Origin of the sequence: Methylobacterium longum (assembly GCF_022179385.1) — a bacterium.
GTDB classification, from domain to species: domain Bacteria; phylum Pseudomonadota; class Alphaproteobacteria; order Rhizobiales; family Beijerinckiaceae; genus Methylobacterium; species Methylobacterium longum.
Genome location: NZ_BPQS01000001.1, coordinates 159,071 through 177,290, shown reverse-complemented (window position 1 = coordinate 177,290; position 18,220 = coordinate 159,071). Strand labels below are relative to the sequence as shown.

General features: G+C 63.4%; 19 protein-coding genes. 7 read left to right on the top strand and 12 right to left on the bottom strand.

Annotation, left to right across the window (positions count from 1 at the left end; genetic code table 11):
* Positions 1-39: 39 nt before the first annotated feature.
* The 5 genes from MFF58_RS00815 to MFF58_RS00795 all read right to left on the bottom strand — a co-directional run bounded on the left by MFF58_RS00815 (position 40) and on the right by MFF58_RS00795 (position 3,555).
* A complete protein-coding gene (locus MFF58_RS00815; RefSeq protein WP_238284668.1) occupies positions 40-195 on the bottom strand; it encodes a hypothetical protein in 156 nt (51 codons plus the stop codon).
* Positions 196-295: 100 nt separating this feature from the next.
* Entirely contained in the window at positions 296-1,984 is a 1,689-nt protein-coding gene (locus MFF58_RS00810) for a DUF927 domain-containing protein (RefSeq protein ID WP_283206415.1), read from the bottom strand.
* 210 nt (positions 1,985-2,194) lie between these two features.
* Complete coding sequence (locus tag MFF58_RS00805) at positions 2,195-2,728, bottom strand: hypothetical protein (protein ID WP_238284666.1); 534 nt, start codon at positions 2,726-2,728, stop codon at positions 2,195-2,197.
* Positions 2,729-2,996: 268 nt separating this feature from the next.
* Complete coding sequence (locus tag MFF58_RS00800; protein ID WP_238284665.1) at positions 2,997-3,248, bottom strand: helix-turn-helix transcriptional regulator; 252 nt, start codon at positions 3,246-3,248, stop codon at positions 2,997-2,999.
* Positions 3,249-3,306: 58 nt separating this feature from the next.
* Complete coding sequence (locus tag MFF58_RS00795; protein ID WP_238284664.1) at positions 3,307-3,555, bottom strand: hypothetical protein; 249 nt, start codon at positions 3,553-3,555, stop codon at positions 3,307-3,309.
* On the opposite strand from MFF58_RS00795, the gene MFF58_RS00790 reads away from it, so the two are divergent.
* The 3 genes from MFF58_RS00790 to MFF58_RS00780 all read left to right on the top strand — a co-directional run bounded on the left by MFF58_RS00790 (position 3,554) and on the right by MFF58_RS00780 (position 6,412).
* Positions 3,554-3,847 (top strand): hypothetical protein, encoded by a 294-nt coding sequence (locus MFF58_RS00790; RefSeq protein ID WP_238284663.1) that lies wholly within the window; start codon positions 3,554-3,556, stop codon positions 3,845-3,847. The genes MFF58_RS00795 and MFF58_RS00790 overlap by 2 nt on opposite strands.
* 460 nt (positions 3,848-4,307) lie before the next feature.
* Positions 4,308-5,180, top strand: a complete 873-nt coding sequence (locus tag MFF58_RS00785; RefSeq protein WP_238284662.1) for a hypothetical protein — start codon at positions 4,308-4,310, stop codon at positions 5,178-5,180.
* Between the two features lie 857 nt (positions 5,181-6,037).
* A complete protein-coding gene (locus MFF58_RS00780; protein ID WP_238284661.1) occupies positions 6,038-6,412 on the top strand; it encodes a hypothetical protein in 375 nt (124 codons plus the stop codon).
* A gap of 529 nt (positions 6,413-6,941) precedes the next feature.
* On the opposite strand, the gene MFF58_RS00775 is transcribed toward MFF58_RS00780, so the two are convergent.
* The 5 genes from MFF58_RS00775 to MFF58_RS00755 form a co-directional block, all read right to left on the bottom strand.
* Positions 6,942-7,298 (bottom strand): isocitrate/isopropylmalate family dehydrogenase, encoded by a 357-nt coding sequence (locus MFF58_RS00775; protein ID WP_283206414.1) that lies wholly within the window; start codon positions 7,296-7,298, stop codon positions 6,942-6,944.
* Positions 7,299-7,320: 22 nt separating this feature from the next.
* Positions 7,321-7,932 (bottom strand): adenylyl-sulfate kinase, encoded by a 612-nt coding sequence (gene cysC, locus MFF58_RS00770; protein WP_238284659.1) that lies wholly within the window; start codon positions 7,930-7,932, stop codon positions 7,321-7,323.
* 22 nt (positions 7,933-7,954) lie between these two features.
* Positions 7,955-8,977: a hypothetical protein gene (locus MFF58_RS00765; RefSeq protein ID WP_238284658.1), complete on the bottom strand. Its 1,023-nt coding sequence runs from the start codon at positions 8,975-8,977 to the stop codon at positions 7,955-7,957.
* Positions 8,978-9,274: 297 nt separating this feature from the next.
* Positions 9,275-10,561: a DUF5666 domain-containing protein gene (locus MFF58_RS00760; RefSeq protein ID WP_238284657.1), complete on the bottom strand. Its 1,287-nt coding sequence runs from the start codon at positions 10,559-10,561 to the stop codon at positions 9,275-9,277.
* Between the two features lie 11 nt (positions 10,562-10,572).
* Positions 10,573-11,427: a DUF6502 family protein gene (locus MFF58_RS00755; RefSeq protein ID WP_238284656.1), complete on the bottom strand. Its 855-nt coding sequence runs from the start codon at positions 11,425-11,427 to the stop codon at positions 10,573-10,575.
* Positions 11,428-11,578: 151 nt separating this feature from the next.
* On the opposite strand from MFF58_RS00755, the gene MFF58_RS00750 reads away from it, so the two are divergent.
* The 4 genes from MFF58_RS00750 to MFF58_RS00740 all read left to right on the top strand — a co-directional run bounded on the left by MFF58_RS00750 (position 11,579) and on the right by MFF58_RS00740 (position 13,874).
* Positions 11,579-11,908 (top strand): hypothetical protein, encoded by a 330-nt coding sequence (locus MFF58_RS00750; RefSeq protein ID WP_238284655.1) that lies wholly within the window; start codon positions 11,579-11,581, stop codon positions 11,906-11,908.
* The gene (locus tag MFF58_RS32170; protein ID WP_283206413.1) at positions 11,905-12,030 is read left to right on the top strand and encodes a hypothetical protein; all 126 of its coding nucleotides are present in this window, start codon (positions 11,905-11,907) and stop codon (positions 12,028-12,030) included. The genes MFF58_RS00750 and MFF58_RS32170 overlap by 4 nt, the downstream gene beginning before the upstream one ends.
* Before the next feature lie 36 nt (positions 12,031-12,066).
* The gene (locus MFF58_RS00745) at positions 12,067-12,804 is read left to right on the top strand and encodes an outer membrane protein (protein WP_238284654.1); all 738 of its coding nucleotides are present in this window, start codon (positions 12,067-12,069) and stop codon (positions 12,802-12,804) included.
* Between the two features lie 140 nt (positions 12,805-12,944).
* Positions 12,945-13,874, top strand: a complete 930-nt coding sequence (locus MFF58_RS00740; RefSeq protein ID WP_308445405.1) for an SGNH/GDSL hydrolase family protein — start codon at positions 12,945-12,947, stop codon at positions 13,872-13,874.
* Positions 13,875-14,456: 582 nt separating this feature from the next.
* Here MFF58_RS00740 and MFF58_RS00735 read toward each other — a convergent pair.
* Complete coding sequence (locus MFF58_RS00735; RefSeq protein ID WP_238284652.1) at positions 14,457-15,722, bottom strand: site-specific integrase; 1,266 nt, start codon at positions 15,720-15,722, stop codon at positions 14,457-14,459.
* A 1,040-nt stretch (positions 15,723-16,762) separates the two neighbouring features.
* Positions 16,763-17,260: a hypothetical protein gene (locus MFF58_RS00730; RefSeq protein ID WP_238284651.1), complete on the bottom strand. Its 498-nt coding sequence runs from the start codon at positions 17,258-17,260 to the stop codon at positions 16,763-16,765.
* Positions 17,261-18,220: the final 960 nt, after the last annotated feature.

Sequence of the window (18,220 nt, the reverse complement as noted above, 5' to 3'; positions counted from 1 at the left end):
CCGGATGCTGCCCGGCTCCTCGGCCGACAGCAGGTGATCCTAGGCGGCCACGCAGACCGTGTTCGGCGGACGGAAGAAGCGCTGCAGCTGCCACGTCGCCGAGGGTTTCTCGAAGAAGAACAGCATGCGGCCGGAGCACGGAGGTGACATGTCGCTGCCCGCGAAGGCGCCCACTCCACGCGGTAATTTGTTCACATTTTGCTCAATTATCGCTGCTCCTGCTCCGCGATAACCGTCAGGAAGCTGCAGCTCCGTCACTTGCTCGCAGTTTCTTTTCGCGGTGTCACATGTGCCCTCAAGTTATTCGTATGCAATAAACGCGTTTGCCGGCACATATGCCTCGTGGCGCCTTAACTGACCGCTTTTTTTGCTCGCCATTTTCAGGCTTGAGTAGTCCATCACTTTCTAATGCATCTAAGATCATTTTATAATCTGGGAATTCATTTTGGAATCGCACGGTAGGGATGAGCAACTCAGTCAATTGCTTCTGATTCCGAAGGAAACCGGGGCAATTATCGAAATCGCCTTTTGACATGGGCTTTTTGTTGGTCAAGTCGACAATTCCGTCTTGATGCCGCTCGGCAAAGGCCCGAACGCTCTCGATCGGTGAAGCCGAAACACCAGGCTGATCATCCTGCATGAGCCGCACAATGGCGCGAATCATGGCTGTCGGTGAGCCCCATGCCTCAGGGAAGACGTCCCACTCGCTGGCGAGACTGCCTGCCACTGCTACCAGGGCGAGCGTCTTTTTCACGCGTGTCGAGCAGGGAACGTCAGCCAGTGCTTGCCTGGCACGGACTATGTCCCTCGCTACCCGTCGCCGAAGGCGGTCCTCATCGCGATTGGCTCTTTGAACAAGCTTTCCCACGAATCTCCGAGCTGGAGTGCCCCAGCACTCATCGGCAGCAGACTGCAGCGCCTCGATCGCCGCTTCTGCACTCGCGTAACCCGTGGGCACTGTGTCAAGGACGCCAAATGGCCGACCGGGCGCGAGGGTAATCGTGATCAAACGCGAGCGCATCGCTCGTATGCTGGCGTTCTCCCTCGTAACCAGATCTTTGAGCGGGATGTTCGTTGTGCTTAGGATAGCGAGGCTGGCATTTTCAAGCGCGCTTGGATCTCCCATACGCCTTTTGCCTCGATTTGAGCTATTTTTGAAGATTAAGTCCTGCAGGAAGCCGGATCTATGACCGGGGGAAGAGCCAACTAAGTTGGCTTCGTCCAAGAATGCGAAGCTGTCGCGACGGAAAGACTTTACCTCGTCGAAGGAGTTGAATGTGCCGTCAAGGCTCTCTCCACCCCCTACATCGCTGTTTGGGTCGCCAGCCCAAATTGAAGACGCTAATACCCCGATCGCGGATTTGCCAGTTTCCTGATCTCCAACTATCTCAACCTGCGGATTTAACTGACCACGGGCGACAAATCGCAGCAAGGGGCCTACGAGTGCGAAGGCTACTGCGAAGTGAACGAGGACTTGCTGCTGAACGAAGGGGTCGAACAACTTCTGCCACTCGGCCAGGGTGCCACGCGATCTGAAGCGTATGTCCGGCTCGAAGGTGCAGATTACCTTGCGGCCATCGTCTTTCGGTGAAATTACTGAACCGTCGCCAAAAACAAAGTGGTTTTTTAGCCAGCCCGGTCGCGTAGCGACCAGTGCCTCACCGAAGGTGGTGTGGTCTTCAATCTCCGTTTTGAAAGCGGTTATAGATCGCGCGGTCAATACTGGCGCGTTGATCTCGGCGAGGCGACCGAAAACCTGCGATTGTGCTCTTACGAGGTCGGCCATCGCGAACCAAATTGAGCGTGTGTCGGTCCCGTATCTGAACCATGATGCACCGTGCTGATCGTGAACGGCATCAAGAATGCGCGGACCGCTGCGAGTCGGATTAGAGTTCAACCGAGGTGCATGTGGGCGTTGGCGGCGGCCTTGAGGATTGCCGGACCGTGGTCGACGAGCCGACGGCTTTGATTTAGGCGAAGTCATACGCATGTCTCCTATCAGTTGTGGCGTCGCTCAGATCGTCCCACTTGTCCCACCCGCCCCACCTTTTGCGGTGCCCGTGTGCTAATTGGTGTGCCTAATCGGTGCAGTGTTGCTGCCAATACCCACCTCGACACCGCCCACCTGCCCTCAACAGGCCGCTCGTTGCCCTCAACAGATCCTCCGAAGGCATCGAGCGGCCCCTCGCCGATTTCACGGCCTCGACCCTCGACGACTGGCCCCGCCGTTACGGCGCACGAGTCGCAGCCCGTCGCACCCGTGAACGAGGCGCAGGCCGTGCAGGATCAGGCGGCGCTGCAGGGGCCAGCGATCGAGGAACAGCGCGGCTTCAACCGCGGCCCCGGCCGGCAGGGCTTGGGGCCGCGTGTTCGCCCGGCCAGTGGCGTCGATGAAGCCGGAGCGCTTATAGAACGCTGCCTTTACTGCGTAGCTGAACACCTTTGCTCGCCCTGCCCTGCTGACTTCCCAGAACTGGAAAGGCCGCGGAGCGGACGGTTCACCAGGGCAGCGGGCTAGGATCGCTGCCCGCAGAGCCTTGGTGTTCGCCGCCTCGATCAGCAGGTACAGGTGCACCACCCAGACTGGCACACCGTTTTCGAAGGTGTTCAGGGAGACGTCGACGCCGCCGAACACCACGATGCTCGGTAGGGCCCGTTGTAGGGCCCGCAGGCGGCTCGCGATGAACCGCCGGAGGTCGAACGCCGCGAGGCCGCCGAGCGGGATCACGCCGCCCTGCGGGATCCACGATAGTCGCGTGAGTGGCCCATCCCTTCGCAGGGCTGCGTCGGCCGCCCGTATTAGGATCTTCCGCTCCAGCCGCTGGCAAACGTGACAAGCCCCCGAGCCGCAACGATCGCCTTTCCGACAGAGTTCAAGGCGCGACGTGAGTTCGGGTGCACCGGGTTCAAGGCTGCGGGCGAGCTGCCGGACCAGCCGGTCCCGCCGTTCCCGCACTTGCAGTACGGTCTCAAACCCCGGAGGGAGAATGTCGCCGTCACGCATCGGCGCCACCCCGATCGCTCGTGCTGCTGTGAAGCCGCGCGTTCTCCCAGGGAATCACGTCGGACAAGCGGTAGCGAACGAGGCGCCCTATTTTGATGAACGGCACGCCGCCGCCGAGCACCCGTTGGTTGCGGATCGTTTTGACCGATCGATTTTGCCGGCGCGCGAGGTCGAACTCGGTCAGCAGAGTGTCGTGATTGCTGAACGCGGTTGCCGTCGATGTTTCGAGGTTTAAGTTTTTCATCGTCGTGCTCCAGGGCTGTGACGATGAGCTTTTACGAGTCTGGTCCGGGTGCTCGGGATCAGCGCCGAGTGTCGGGCGCGCGAGGTCGCCTGAGCAGGCTTTGATGCGCGATGTATTCGAGCGGCCAGGCGCGGCGCTCCCTAACCTCCACCCGCGCGCGCCACATCTGAGCGGCTTTTCCAGTGCGCTGCAGGTTGTCGCTGTTGAGCTCGACGTCAGCCGCGGCTGCCGCGTAGCCGACCGAGTCGCGCGCTGCGCGCCCGGCTAAAAGGCGTCGGACCCGTAAAAACTGATCGGTGGTGATCATGCCGCCGCTGATCGGAGAAAGACTTATGACTTCCAAACCGCTTGAGGATGCATTCCGCTTTCACGACCAAGGCAACGCGGCACGCCTGGCGCTGAAAATCGCTTTCCGCGAGTTCATCGCTTCGCGGGTGGGGTTTCAGCCGAGGCAGGAAATCTCAACGATCGAAACGATTACGACGTTGATCGAGTGCGCGTCGGGGTGCCTCGCCAAGCTGCGAAGCCGCGAGGTTGCCGCAGACGTACTGGAGGACGTCGCGAGGCGGCTGCGGCGGCACCAGCGGATCGATTTCTAATGCTGTGATTCACGCGGTGGGGGGCGCTCCGGTGTTCCCCACCGTAAGCCCGTGGCCAAGGCTGACGTGCTGATGCCATCTTGGAAACGCGCTTTCAGTCGGTTTCTCATCCATCTGACGAGGTGCCGCGCGGCGACCTCTCAACCTCGGTCGCATTGGAACCTTCGAGCAGGCGCGTAACGAAGCGCACGACGCGTGTGCCCAGCTCTCGATACCTGCGGCTGCTGAAGCGCTCGATCACGGCAGTTCGTTAACGGCGAGTTAACCAGCGCCTCTGAGCGCGCGGCCAGTGGAACCAAAATTTTGCAGCGCCATTGCGTCTGTAGTACAGACCGACGTCACAGTCTGGAGCTAACCGATGGCACCTTATGAACGCAGCGGACCGAAGCGTCCGACACGAGCCGCGCCTTCGCATATGCAGGTCACCCCGGCTCGGTCGCTACAGCGTGAGAAGACGTCGGTGAAGCGACGTAATCGATCGATCGACGATTCAATCTTGAGCGATCCGGTAGTGACGCAGGATATCATTGACGATGCCGAAATTTACCTACTAGGCCGCGATGGTTGTAACGCATTCGATCGGGCTAATTCAAGCGAAAAGATTGGTATCATTGCCGACAGTATTGTAAAATCTCACAGTTCAAGTATGAGGCAGCGCTATGAAAGCATAGCGACGGCATATTCTGTTTATGCAATGTTTAAAGAAAATCGTATAATAAGCGAGTCGATGATAGAAGCGGCACACAAACTGAAAATAAATGTGAAAAATTATTATACTCCACTGAGACTAATTGTAGAGTTGCATATAAATTATGGTGAAAGTGAAACGAAAGAAGATGTTCGACGTGCTGGAAAGCTTTATAGTCGCGACGTGACGGTGATTAAAAACTTGATCAAACGGAATATTAAACCGAGCGAGGTTGTTGCCTTGAGTGCAAAGCCCGGCGAGGGCCTCCACGCTTGGCAACGCTACAAACCCGACAGCGAGGCCGAGCAGGCGTCAGATCCAGTCCGCGGCAGTGCTGAGCAGGCATCAGAGCTGGTCGACATCGCCTCTGAACCCATTGGCGAGCTGGCGGCAGGCTGGGCGGCAATGATGAGAGCAGCGATGGCCAAGAGGGATGGCCGGGATGTCCCCTTAGATAATCAGGCGGAACGTACCGACGACAGCAGCCGCGTCGAGCCGACCGGTCACCATAGGGACCTGCTGACCTGGGAGGGCATCGACGAAAACGGTCAGAAGGTCCAAATTTTTCAGCAGGTCAATCGCCTGCCGCAGGAATTCGTGAAGCTGATATTTGGCTTGGCGACAAGCTTCGCGGCGCCTCGCTGATCCTAGTGCTGGCCGGCGGGCACAAAGATCCACGGAGGTTCTGAATCGTGCGAGGTTGTACGAGCGCCGTGAACCGTCCGCATGTTCCTCGATGCTGCTGAGGCATGGCTGATCGTTTTCGTAAACGACCACGTCCGACCCTCAGTTGCGTCCGGTGTGCCAGAATTGTCCTGATGGCGACCGAGCGACGCGGCGTGCAGGACATGGCGCGGCAGCAGGTCGGTGTCGGGGCCCGGCCGCGTGGCGCTGATAATAGCGCTGCGGTGAGCAAGTTCGACGGCTTTTCTGCGTGAAAAGTTGCGGCTATGGGGCGCCCGCCCCGCTTCACCGAGACAACCGCCAAGGTGTTCGCGCTGACTTACTCGGAGCCGCTGAGCGAGGTCACGTATTGGACCGGTTGCGCGTGGCCCGGGGTTCATCGGCATCCCGCATCGTGCCGAGCCGCGGACCTGGACGGCATACCGCCTTCGACCGCACCGGGTTTACCAGAGGATTATAAACCAAGATGCATCGAGACGGCGGCTCATTCCGCGACCTCGACAAGGCCCCGATCGGTAAATCCACCGACCGCGATGGGGATGGAGTGATTGATCAGGATCCGGTCGAGCCCGAGCAAATTTGCGTGCGGGCCCAGCGGTACGGATCCGCTAATGACGTCGGCGCCTCAGCGACCGTCCCCATCTCGGCTCGCACGTACCCGTAGGCAGACTCGTAAAAGCTTAGGGGATGCACAACCGCACCCTAGAGCAGCGAGTACTACAATGACTAGGAACAACGATCGTCGTGCACGCACGTCCAGGCGCAAATGCGGCCGGGGTCCTCACACTGTGCCAATCAAAATCCTACAATACATACAAGTGCGCGCCGAAGCGATCGGTCCGTTGCAGGCCGCGGCTGAGATGGCGGCCATGAGCAGCGTCATGTTCGAGGGCTACACCGACTCGGGGCGACCGAGGGCGAAACCGAAGGTCAACTACGATACCTTTGTCGCGCGCGCTGACAGGTTGTTGTCGTGCGAGGCCGACCGAGCCACCGACAGGCTACGGCGTGAGACCTGGGCGCGGGTCTTGCAGCTCGCCGACGCGGTCGGACCGTTCATGGCCATGGCCGAGTTGGCGATGCAGTGCGGCCTCATGATATCCGTCTGTCGAGAGGTAGGATGGTTGAAATCGGGACCGGTGGTCAGTCCCTTCGATTTCGCTAAACGCGCCGACGGAACCAGCCTGCTGTAGTTTGCAACAAGAGTCAGCCAGCATGCGTCATTCGACGCATGCTGGCTGACCATGGCGGAGCCATGCAAGATCGTCCGTCCCACCTGGAGCCTCCGCACAAACATGGGCGAGAAAGCTGCAGGTTGGGATTGGCTGGTTCCCATGGCCACTGATGACCGTCAGTGCGGCAGCCTCCGGCAGGGAGCGGGGAAATGGTGATCGACCAACACCGTCGGCACGTCGGGCACTATGTCTTCCGCTTGAACTCCCAGGTCAGTCACGACGATGCCCCCGGACGGCGGGAGGCGAGCGACCCTCGGGTCGCGGGCGAGCAAGCCGAGGCGCCCCGGCCGATCACTTGCACATCGACTGTGCTATAGCTGCCCATCGCTGCAGGGACCAAGCGTCGGATTTCGGGCATTAGGATCAAGCCCACGTCGGAAGCCACTGCGGAGCCACGGGCAGCTCGACAGCCGTGGAAGGTCCAAGCCACGTTGGACCTATTATCCTGCTCCTCAACGTGAGGCTGAGCAGTCGCGGGCTAGGTGAGTTATAGCGTGAGCGACGGCATCGCCCCTTCCGGACGTCCAGGCTGTGTGCCACCTGGATGATCGGTCAGCGTTCTAGAACCGGTCATCGCTTTTACTGCTCGGTCAATCAACCCGGCAGCCGTCAGCGCAGCTGTGTCGCCTTGCTTCGTGCCAAGCCAACTCAGCATCATGCTGGCGGATAGGATCGTGGCGATCGGGTTGGCAATGCTACGCCCAGCCAGTGTCGATGCCGAGCCGGGCGAGGTTTGGAACATACTATGCGTATCGCCGATGTTGCCTGACGGCACCATGCCGAATCCGCCATACAGCGCGATAGCCCTTCGCCAAGGTATAGTCGCCCGGATGGGTATACCCACTAAAATGGACCAACCGGTACATTCACGACCCGTTCGCGCTCAACCGTAACAGAGCTTCGCACAGAGGAGCCGTTGAGGACGCCACCGCCAACCCCTCCGTGCGTAGCACGAGGTCGGGGGCCTCCGGCACATCATAGAAGGCCGACACTCCGGTGAACGCGGCGACCTCGCCCCTGCTTGCCCGCGCGTAAAGCTTTTTCGGGTCTCGGCGTGCGCAAATCGAAACTGGCGTGTCAACGAACACCTCCAAAAACGGGATGTCTCCTGCCACGCGCCGCGCCAGTATGCGGTCGGCGTGGGACGGTGAGATCAGCGAGACGATCACCACCGTGCCGGTCTCGGCCATTAGGCGCGCCACTTCGGCGGCGCGCCGCACATTTTCCGATCTATCCCGGGGCGTGAACGCAAGGTCGGCGTTCAATCCATGGCGTAGGTTGTCGCCATCGAGCACAGCGCTGTGCCGGCCGGCGGCGATGAGGGATCGGTCCGCGGCAGCCGCGATGGTCGACTTGCCCGCACCGGGCAGACCTGTCAGCCACGCTATCGCTGGTCGCTGGTCGAGCCGCGCCCAGCGCAGCTCCCGCGGGGCGAGCGGATGCCATGTCAGGTCGGACCGCGGAGCCGGATTGGTCATAGGCTCGTACACTGCAGCCACCTCAGCGCACCCGCCAAGCCGGTCGCCCGGCGAGGTCGGCAATACGCTCCACGCCCCGCTCGACGATACCGTCCAGCCGCCTCAGCCACGCCGGGGGCGTCCGGAAAGCGACCCGCGCGGTCATCTCCGTCACCAAGCGGTCGACCTGCGCCTCAATCTCGGGTGGGATCGGCCGCCCGGCCAGTTCATTCGGCGGGCGCATTGGCACGCGGGCGACGACTGCGTCCCAGCCCCGGCCCCAGCAAATCGCAGCAAGTCGTTCGTTCGCGGGTCCGTGGCCGGCCTCGACCTTGGCGAGGGCGTTGGGCGCATTGCCGCGGAACGGTTCGGCGTCTAGGCCACGCGCCTGAGCCAGATCGTCCAGAAGATGCCCGAGCCGCCGCGGGTGCCGCCCGGTCGTCATGCGATGCAACCCGAGTCCGTGCAGGCGGCGGGACGCCTCGACGGCGACCGGGCCCGCGCTGCGGTTCGTGCGGTAGGTAAGGTCGTCAGGGGACAGCAGCGGTCCCAAGCGCGCATATAGTCCGAGGCTCTCAACGAGACGGACCAGCAGAGGCGCTTCGGAGCAAAGGTCTCGCACCGGCAGGGCGACGACCCGGCCTTCTGCGGCACGGCGCCATGGCTCAAGCCGCGCCACGTAGTCGTAGCGCCCGGAGGAGCCTTCCCGGCGCACGAACTCTTCGAAGGTTCGTGGTTCCGCGATGAGCTGCGTGCGCAGGGCGTAGGCCGAGGTGAGCTGTTCGGCCTGTGGCTTCACCACGAGCGCGACATCCATGCCGAAGTCGTGTCGCGCGAAGATGTCGGCCAGGACGCTGGGCACGCACAGGCCCGGCCGCTGCACAGCGAAATCCTCGTAGGACAGGATCACCGTATCGGCGCGGGTCTCGGACAGCGTCCGCGACAGGCGGTCGAGACAGTCGCGACGCAGGCGCCCGGCGTCACGGCCGTCGAGGGCCCGCCCGAGCAGATGGTGGTTTACGTCCGCCGCGGGGGCGAGCCGGGGGGTGCAAGCTTCGGGTAGCACAGACCGACCGAGCCGAGGCGCGGCCGCAGCCGAGCGAGCACCTCTTGGAACGAGGTCGACCCTGTCCGGGGCATGCCGATGTGGACGATCGCCCGTCGCATGTGCGTTGACCTCTGTGAAGGAGCGCAACATATCCGTGGGAATTATGACCACGTAAACCGTTCAAATCGCCGTGATGTGTGTTCGCGCACGCGTCTGGGATTAATGGCCCGGCGCCTCCCAGATCGCAGACACGATCTGGCTCTTATTGGGCGGCGGTCGCGGGATAACGTACGAATCTTCGTCGCCGACGTGTCGTCAACGCGGACGACCGGGACCACCCATCCCGCCGGGGCCTCCGGGGCCACCAGGACCTCCGGGCCCCGCACCGCCGGCACCGGGCGGGCCGCCGACCCCGGGTGCACCCCTCAAGCCGCCTTGACCGCTAGCCCCGCCGGAGCTGCTGGGATCGCTGAAACCGCCCGCGCCCGGCGCGTCGTCCGGCCCAGTACGGGGGTCAATCCGGAAGACCCGCGGTTCCCCGCCGGGCTCGACGTCGAGAGGACGGTCGGGCAAGCCGCGTGGGTCGAGACGGTCGCGTTCGAAGCGTGGGATGTCCCGCGGCGGCTCAACTGGCACGCCCCCGTCCTCCGAACGCAGGCGCTCGACGGTGAGGCCATCGTCCCCCGCCACGCGCGCCGTCAGGACCGCACGCACGCTGCCCGTGCGGGGAACAGAGGTGTCTGCCCGTCCGGCCACGGCAATCCCCGAGCCGAGTTCGATCCCGGCGCCGACGCGCCCGACGTAGTCCTCGATCGACATCTGCCGAAGTCCCGGCGGGAAAGGGTATCCGGCAAAGGCCGCGTTCGTGACCCTGAGGCCGCCGTTCGCCGACTCGCCGACGACGAGGGCGCGCTTGCCGGGCGGGGGAACGCCTACTCCCTCCAGCTGTAGATTACCGATCATCGCCACTCCGCGCTCACCACGGCGCACCGGGCCGACGACCCGGTCCGGGCCGGGGCCGCGCGGCTCGATCAGGCTCGCGACGATGATACCGTCCGGTCGGCGCAGGCCGCTCACCGCCACTCGCCCTCCGAGTGCCCATTCGCCGGTCAGCCCCGCCGTGAAGACCCGCTGCCCAAGGACGACGAGCCGCCCCGGAGCCACCGCCTCCACAGGGCCGACTACCTCGGACACCACGTCGATGCGGCCGGTTACGAGGCCGCCATCGGACCCGTCGGGCTGGACCGCGACCCGCGTAGCGACGACCTGCACCACCTGGCCGATCCTCAAGTCCCTGACCTTGGCCGGCTCGCCATCCACCGTGACCACCGCCTCGGTCGGGTAGGCGATGCGCAGGCCGTTCACGACGATCGAGCCGAACCCGCGGATCGTGCCGATCACCCCCGTGCCCCCGATGCCGCGATCGCCCTCACCGAGCGGGCGCTCGGGAGAGGGGTCCGTACGCATCATGCCGGTGCCGCCGATGCCCTGGTCGCCCGGCGCCTGCTGCGGGCAGGCCGCTCCCGGGCGCAGTGCCGACAGCGACGGGCCCGCACCGGCAAGCAGGCGTAGGACGGATCGGCGGTGGGGCGGGACGCGCACTGGCCGGTCCCTCAGCGCCGGTTGGCGGGTTGGGCGGATGGCGCCGGGGGATTGCCCTCGACGTATACGTAGACGCCAAAATTCCAGCGGTGCTCGCCGCCGGGATCGGTCTGGGAGGCTGCGTGTGCTTCTCGGTTGGCTTGCTGCAGGGCCTCCATGGCGATCTCGCGCGCCCGTGCCTCGAGCCTAGTGGCGAGGTCCTTCGACAGGCCGTCGTAGTGGACCGCCCGCTCCAGGAACCGCGGCGCCTCGCCCACGATATTGACCACGGCGGCCGCGATATGGTCGTGCAGGTTGCGGCCGAAATAGTAGAGCTGCGCGTCCGCCGCGCCGTCACCGCGGGGCACGTAAGCGGCTTCCGCCAGCACGATCCGGTCGTCGGCGTTCAGGAAGGCGAGCCCGCGATCGAGCCATTCGTCGAGCACGGCCCGGGGCCGCAGGTCCCGGGTGACGCCCGAAACCAGGACCTCGAACGACGGTGCGCCGCCGTCGGCCGTTCGTGGCAGCGGCAAGGGGTGCCCCTGCGGATCGGTGAAGGCCGGGTCGGCGATCCAGCGGGCGATGATCCGGCTCGTCCGCGAGACCACGGCCGGGACCGCACTCACCGGGGCGCCAGCTCCGCGCAAGCGCCGCACTTCCTTACGGTGGATGCCGGTGAGCAGGGAGACGCGGCTGTCCGTCTGCTCCTTGCCGGTGAGAGCGAAGTCGTACTCGGCGACGTTCACGTAGAGCTCACGCAACAGGTCGGTGAGGGCCGGGAAGGTGATGCCGCGTGAGACCAGCAGGCGCACGAGCGGGCGGAGCAGCCGCGCCAGGGGCGCGTGCAGGCTGGCGCCGTCTCGCGGTGTATTGGCAGTCTCAGACATGACCTCATCGATATAGAAAGTGTCGTGGGAGACAATCCCACAGCGTGCGAAAGCGCACACACGGCCAAGCTTTTCAGATTGACGTGGGAATTTTGCACACGTAGATAGATGGCGTGGTCAAGTTTCCCACGAACTCCGCGGAGGCGATGGCATGACGCTCGAAACACGCATCCTCATCGCGCAAGCGCTGCCGCCCATCAGGCTCGCAGCCGTTTCTGCGTCCCGCGCCGGCCATGACCAAGCCATGCTGCGGTTGCGACGCCTCGTCTGCGTCGCCGCCGCCCTCGCCCTGCCCGCCCTCGGTATCACTGTCGCGGATACGGTCCACCGCGCCGGCGGAACGAGGGCGTCGCAGACCGCCGCTCCCGTCATCCCCTCAGACGGGGCGGCGGTACCTTCGGGTGCCGTCACGCCCAAGCGCGCCCTGCGGGCCGTTCGGACGGCCGCGGCACCTGCCAGCCTCTCGCAGGTGCGCTCGTGATCGCCCTGTCCGCGACCGGCCGCGGCCCAGCGTCTACCTGCGGCGGAGCCCCGATCCTCGATCTGGCGCTCTGCCTAATCCTCTCCGCGACCGTCGTCGGCCTGCTCCTGCTGGCCCTCTGAACCCCGCGGCCCGGCCGCTTCAAGACGAGACCTCCTATGACGAAACCCTCCCGGGCCGTGCTCCTCGGCGCCGCGGCTGGCTTTATCGCGATCAAGGCCCAGGCGGCGGACCTTCCCCGCCGCGTGCCACCGCCGCCCCTGCCATCGCTGCCGGTCTTCACCTGGACGGGCTTCTACGCCGGTCTGAACGCCGGTTACGCCTTCCGCACCGGGAACGACAGCTACACCGATCCGACCTACGGAGCGGTGACGGGCGGCAGGCGGTCCGGCGGGTTCAGCGGCGGTGGCCAGATAGGGTACAATTATCAGTTTACGCCTGGCTCCGGCCTCGTGGTCGGCGTCGAGTCAGACATTCAGGGACTGGCGAACGCCAAGGCCGACGCGGCCTATCTCGGCACGACGCCCTACTACAGCGTCCGTTCGAACCTGGACTACTTCGGCACCGTGCGCGGACGGGTCGGCTACGCCTTCGATCGGGTTTTCGTCTACGGCACCGGCGGCTTCGCATACGGCGGCGGGTCTCGATCGGCTTACGCCTCCGCCTACCCCTACACGCTGTCGGATACGACCCGGACGGGCTACGCGCTCGGCGGCGGCATCGAGTACGCGTTCACGGAGAAACTCTCGGCCAAGGTCGAGGCTCTCTACCTCCACCTCGGTCGTGGTGCTGCAGCGGCGACGTACTACAGCGCTGGCACGCCGGCCTACTACGGTACGGGGCGCGAGGATGCGGGCTTCGCCGTCGTTCGCGCCGGTCTTAACTACCGTTTCTGATCTGAGAGGGACGACGTCGCCGGATCAGGCTGGACGCCCCGGTCCCCTCGGAGCCAGAAGACCCAACGCCCGCCACGTCTGTATGCGCTCGGCCGATAGAATAGTGGTCGGTTCCCGCGGGGTGGTGTGTCAATCCCGACATGCCCGCACAGCCGCGCAAGAGACCCACACGACCAGCAACGCCGCGAGTATGGCGAGCGGCCGACTTCCCCCAACAACACCAAACACCATCCTCAGCGCCTCGCGCCACGCCGCTGAGGCGATTGTCCAGGCACGGGATAATCATGCACACTCGGTGGGTTCACACGCTCGTTGGAGAATGGCGAGTCAGGCGCTTAGTTCGCCAGCTTGCAGATGCGCACTGGTCCCAAATCCGGACCAATCTCGCCGCCGCCGCTGAGGGTAGTGTCCTGCTCGCCGGCAATTCGCACGCGGCGCTGATGGGCACGTTACAGATCGCTGGCCGGCCACCATCTATCAACATCGCTGCCGGGGGCCTCACCGCTCGCGGCTGCGTTGCACGGCTAGCGCGTCTCGATCCACCAGCCCGAGCAGCCGCTGTGGTGCTGTTCCTGGGTACGAATGATATCAAGCGCCGCTATCATCCGGAATGGACGACCACGGGGCATCGGTTCGAAGCTGATGTGCGGCGCATCCTGGTAACCCTTCAGGAGTGGGCCGAGCATGTCTTCGTCGCCGCCATTCCCCCCCTCGGCCCCAGTGCGACGGATCGCGATCCTGCTGCCATAGCGACCTTCTCGGATCGCCTTGCACGGATCTGTGCGGAGGGCGATTACATCTTTTTCGACCCGTTTGCGGCAATCCGCTCTCCCGGGGGATGCCTCGCAACATCAGGTCTCTTCGCTGACGGCATACATCTCGCTGACTACCCAGCGTTAGCAGCCGACGTCGCCCAGTTTGTTGGGCTTGTTCTTGATAGTAAGCGCCGTCCCAACGGTAGGCAGCCGGTTGGCACGCCTAACGTGGAAGAACTGTACTACGATCTTGGCAACCATACGTTGCCGCCGGCCGCTGTTGGTCCGGGCATGCATGCCTATGCCACGCGTTAACAGAATGAGAACGCGCTCGACCGCTTCGCCTGAGCTATAGGTTCGGCCGGCACTGAATGCCGTATCATGAGCGTGACTTGAGCATCTTCAGTCCGATCAAAATGGCTGCTTAGTCTTGAGGCGTCTTCGGATCTAGTCCCAAGGCATTTTTGCGCGTACGATCATGTCAGTCTTCGTTCGATTCCTGAAACAATTGATCCGAGCGACCCCTGGCCGCCCGCGGCCCCAAGAATGCGCTTTCATCTACGGAATATACCTACCACATCGATGTGCGCCTTTTTACCCACGTAAAGTTGAGACATGAGCACGCCAGCCTTGTATGTCCTTGCACGGAGTCTGATGTGACTAAAGCCGTGATAATCCTGAGCTTGAGACCGTGGTCATTCAACATAACTGCAGCCAGCTAAATAAGAATGGTGTTGGAAAAATCCGCATGGATTTTGCATTCCAGGGCAATGCGATTTCTGAGAGAGCGTATGAACTTCAAACATCAGCACAGCTTTTGCTGGCTCGGATAAATTGTCGTGTCGACATGTTGACGGACCATATCGAATGATGGCAAGGGCAAATACGCCGAACTCATCACAGTTCGTCATTCTTGGTTCCCAACTCGACCCGGTGCAGCCCCATCGCATCTACCAAGCGACTGGCGATCAGGTCCGCGGCCTGCCGCAATGGATTTGCGTCGAGGTGGGCATAGCGTGCCGTTGTTTGCGGTTGCGTATGCCCCAGCAGTTTGCCGACAATCGGTAGGCCAAGGCTCTCGCCTGCGCCCACTGAGGCGAAGGTGTGTCGCAAGTCGTGCAAGCGCACCCCGGGCAAATCGGCCGATCGGCAGATCGCCGCCCAGGGACGCTGAAGGTCAACACGCGGACGCCCTTCCTTGATACCCGCGATCACAAAGGGCGATTCTGTCCGCGGCAAGCTGGACAGGATCCGCAATGCGGGACCACTGAGGGTCAGAGTCTTTCGACCGGTTTTTGAGTCGGGCAGGAACGCGAGACCCCGCTCAAAGTCGATCTCCTGCCAGCGCAGGTGCAGAATCTCTCGCAGCCGCGCGCCAGTGAGGATCAACAGGCGAATCGCGGCTACGGCTCCCGGGTCGAGCACGGTCCTTTGGTTCTCGGGTCGTGCCAGGTGCTTTGCCTTCGGGCCACGCGCTTCGATGGCCCACGGTAACCCGACCGTTTCAGCCTCGCGCAGGGTGGTGCCAAGCCGCTGCAATTCCTGGGAGGTGAGGTACCGTTCGCGACCTTGCTGCCGAAACCGGTCGACGCGAACGACGGGATTGAAGCCCTCTGGCACCAAACCTTGGCGGTCGCACCAGGAGTATAGCGAGCTGAGCACGGCCAGGACATAGTTGGCAGTCGCCGGCTGGGCGCTCAGGCGGCCATGCAACCGAGCGACATCGGCCCGGGTCACCGCCTCAGCGCGAAGTGATCCGAACTCCGGCACGATCCGGGCGATGAGCGCGTGCCGATAACTCGCGATTGTCGCAGCTTTGCGCTTGGGTGTCACATGCTCGGCGAGAAAGCGCTCGGCGACGTGCGCGATGGTCGCGGCCGCCTTCTGACGGGCTTTCTCCAGCGCCGGATCGGATCCCCGAGCGACTGATCCGAGGTGGTCGCGTGCCGAACGGCGCGCCTCCTCCGGCGTGATAACGCCATACCTGCCGAGGGTGACGTAGCGTTTGGCGCTCCCGCGACCGCCGGCGCGGTAGCGTAGGATGAACGACTTGGCGCCCGTCGGCTCGACCCGTACGCCGAGACCTTTGAGCTCGGCGTCCCAGAGCACATATCGCTGCTCGCCAGCCACCAGGGCATCGATTGCCCGCTTGGTGAGTTTCACGGCAACTGCTGGCATGCGCCGGTGCCTCGGTGACCACATGGTGACCACCGAAGCGGGAAATGACGGTGTCACGCGGGTAACCTAACACAAAATAAGTCGTTCTAAAACAATTGCTTAGGGACATGGCGGGTAACGCTGGGAACAGGTGGGATAGTGAGGAATTATGATTGGTAATGAAGAGGTCGAGAGTTCAATCCTCTCTCGCAGCACCAGAATTCCCCTCGAGATGACAGTAGGCTAGGGGTTAGGCGACTCTCAGACGATAGGCGCACGCTTGCACGGCGGTCGCGAACATTGTCCCGTCGAACCGCCGGACCTGGGAAGGTCCCCAAATGGGGGGCCATCTAAGCCCACATACGCCTTCCGATCCTGTCGCCCGGTCGAAGGGTGGGAGCATTCAGCGTCCGGTCGGTGAGCGGGACGGCGCTCGCGTCCATGCAGCGCTGCGGACCGAAGGACCAAGCACCGCCGGGCTCCGTCAGGCCATGGGCGATACCCCCCTGAAACATTTTTGGCATACTGCGCGGACCGGTGGTCCTGCGGGGGGGGGGGCAGCGCGGAGCACGGATGGCACTGAAGTCCGTCCCTTCGGCCCGTATCGGTTCGCGCGGGACCCCTTCCTGCGCGGGGGGACGTGTTCGCTTGGCTTGTCAGCGGGCGTGATGCGGAGGGGATCGGCCCGCGGGCGATAAACAAGAACGATCCCGCGGCCGTTCGATCCCGCGATGGGACGTAGGGCGGGCCTCCGGTCAGCTCCTGCCCACGAACCCGGCCGCCGGCATCACCCCCGATGGGCCCAGGATCGTTCTTCGGCGGGTGTGGACGTTCAGGGATGGGCAGAATGCAGCCGTTCGGGGCGCGCGCTTTACCAACCCGAGGCTTCCGCTCCCTCCGGGGGCCGAGCCAAGGAACTCGGGGCAGCCCGTGCGTGGGTCTGGCGTCTGCTGACCGGCCCCGGATCCTCAATCGCGCGCTGGGAAGCCCCGTGAGGGCCGTGGGGTCGCCGGAACGCCCCTATGCTCCAGGATCAAGCGAGGGGGCTACGGAGCGACGATCTCGAACTCGATGCCCCCGTTCTCATAGGTCGCGTCCCACTCGCCGCCATCCTGTAAGTGGAAGCCGAAGCCCAGGGCCCAATCCAGCCAATCCGTCTCTTCCATCCAGTCATACAGGTCGGCCGTGGACGCCAGCACCCGGTCGAACATCATCTGAAACTGAGCGTAGCCGGAAATGGTGGGGAGCGGACCATTTTCGAAGCTGCACGAAAACAGTCTTATACTCTGCGCCTCGATCGCGCCTTTGGGATTCAGAAGGCCGCCGGAGTAGTGTTCGGGCTCCGGTTCGATCCTGGCGTAGAGCAGAGGTTCGATGGTGCGCCTGACGAAGGCCCACTGATCTTTCGGCCACGACGTCCGCCTACCCCGATCCTTCCATAATCGTTCGCACTGGATGAGGGCTGGTGAAAGGAAGGCCGTGGGATCCTCCGAGAGATCCGGAGAACCATTCTTCAGCGAAGCGAAGACGGTGTTAGCGTGCATTCGAACATTGTATCATGGAGCCGCTCTGTTCCATATAACTATCGAACAGTGATTGCAGGCCTGATGATCTCGTAATCGGCTCGTTTCAAGACCCGGCGCGTAAGAAGGTCATCGGTCGCGGAATAGGGGCGGAACTCCATGATCCGCTTGCCTATCATTCCGGCACCAAGCGCATTCAACTGGTCGACCGTCGCGGTGTTGAGGTCGACGCCGCCCCCGGGCGTTGCGGATTGTGCGTCGGGGGCCGTCTGCGTTCTCAACCCTGCGAGGGACGGATTGTCGCTCTGCCTTCCGGGAGCGCCCGGATCTGCGGATGCATCGGGGTTCATCTTTTGACCCGACGGACCGGCGGCGGACGACGCTGCGCTCGGTGGAACCGATGCCATTCCCGGTCCGGATGGCGCTCCTGGCGCGATGGCGCGGATCGTCTGGCCTTTCGCGTCCACAGGGGATCGTTGCCCCTGGGGCATGGGCATCGTGGCCGATGCCCTCTTGTCCTGGCCACCCTGCGGGCGCGGCCCGAATCCGATCCACAGTGACGCCAGAACGACGGCAAGCACTGCCAGACCCGCACTGATGGACAGCGTAGTTCGGAACATTGCCACCCCGTGTTCGACTGACCCGGAGAATGCCGCGCGGCTATGGCACCTTCAGGGCAATCGAAGCCGAAGCGCGCCAATCGCTTGGGCGAGACCGATCACGGGAGGCCTTCGGGTTCTCGCGAGGACGGCCAGCAGGAACCCCAAGGGTCGGTCACGGTCCCGACCGGCGGGGTGATCTGCAGGAGCTACGGAAGACCTTCATGAACCGTCCCAGGTCATAAGGGCGTCACGGTCAGGCACTCACAGTGTAAGGCCGCGATCTGACCAAATTCGACGCTCGATACGCGCCCGCGTCCGCTGGACGGGAAAGAAGTGTCCGAAGGATCGCGTCAGAAATCAGGGTGCCGCCTCGGAGAGG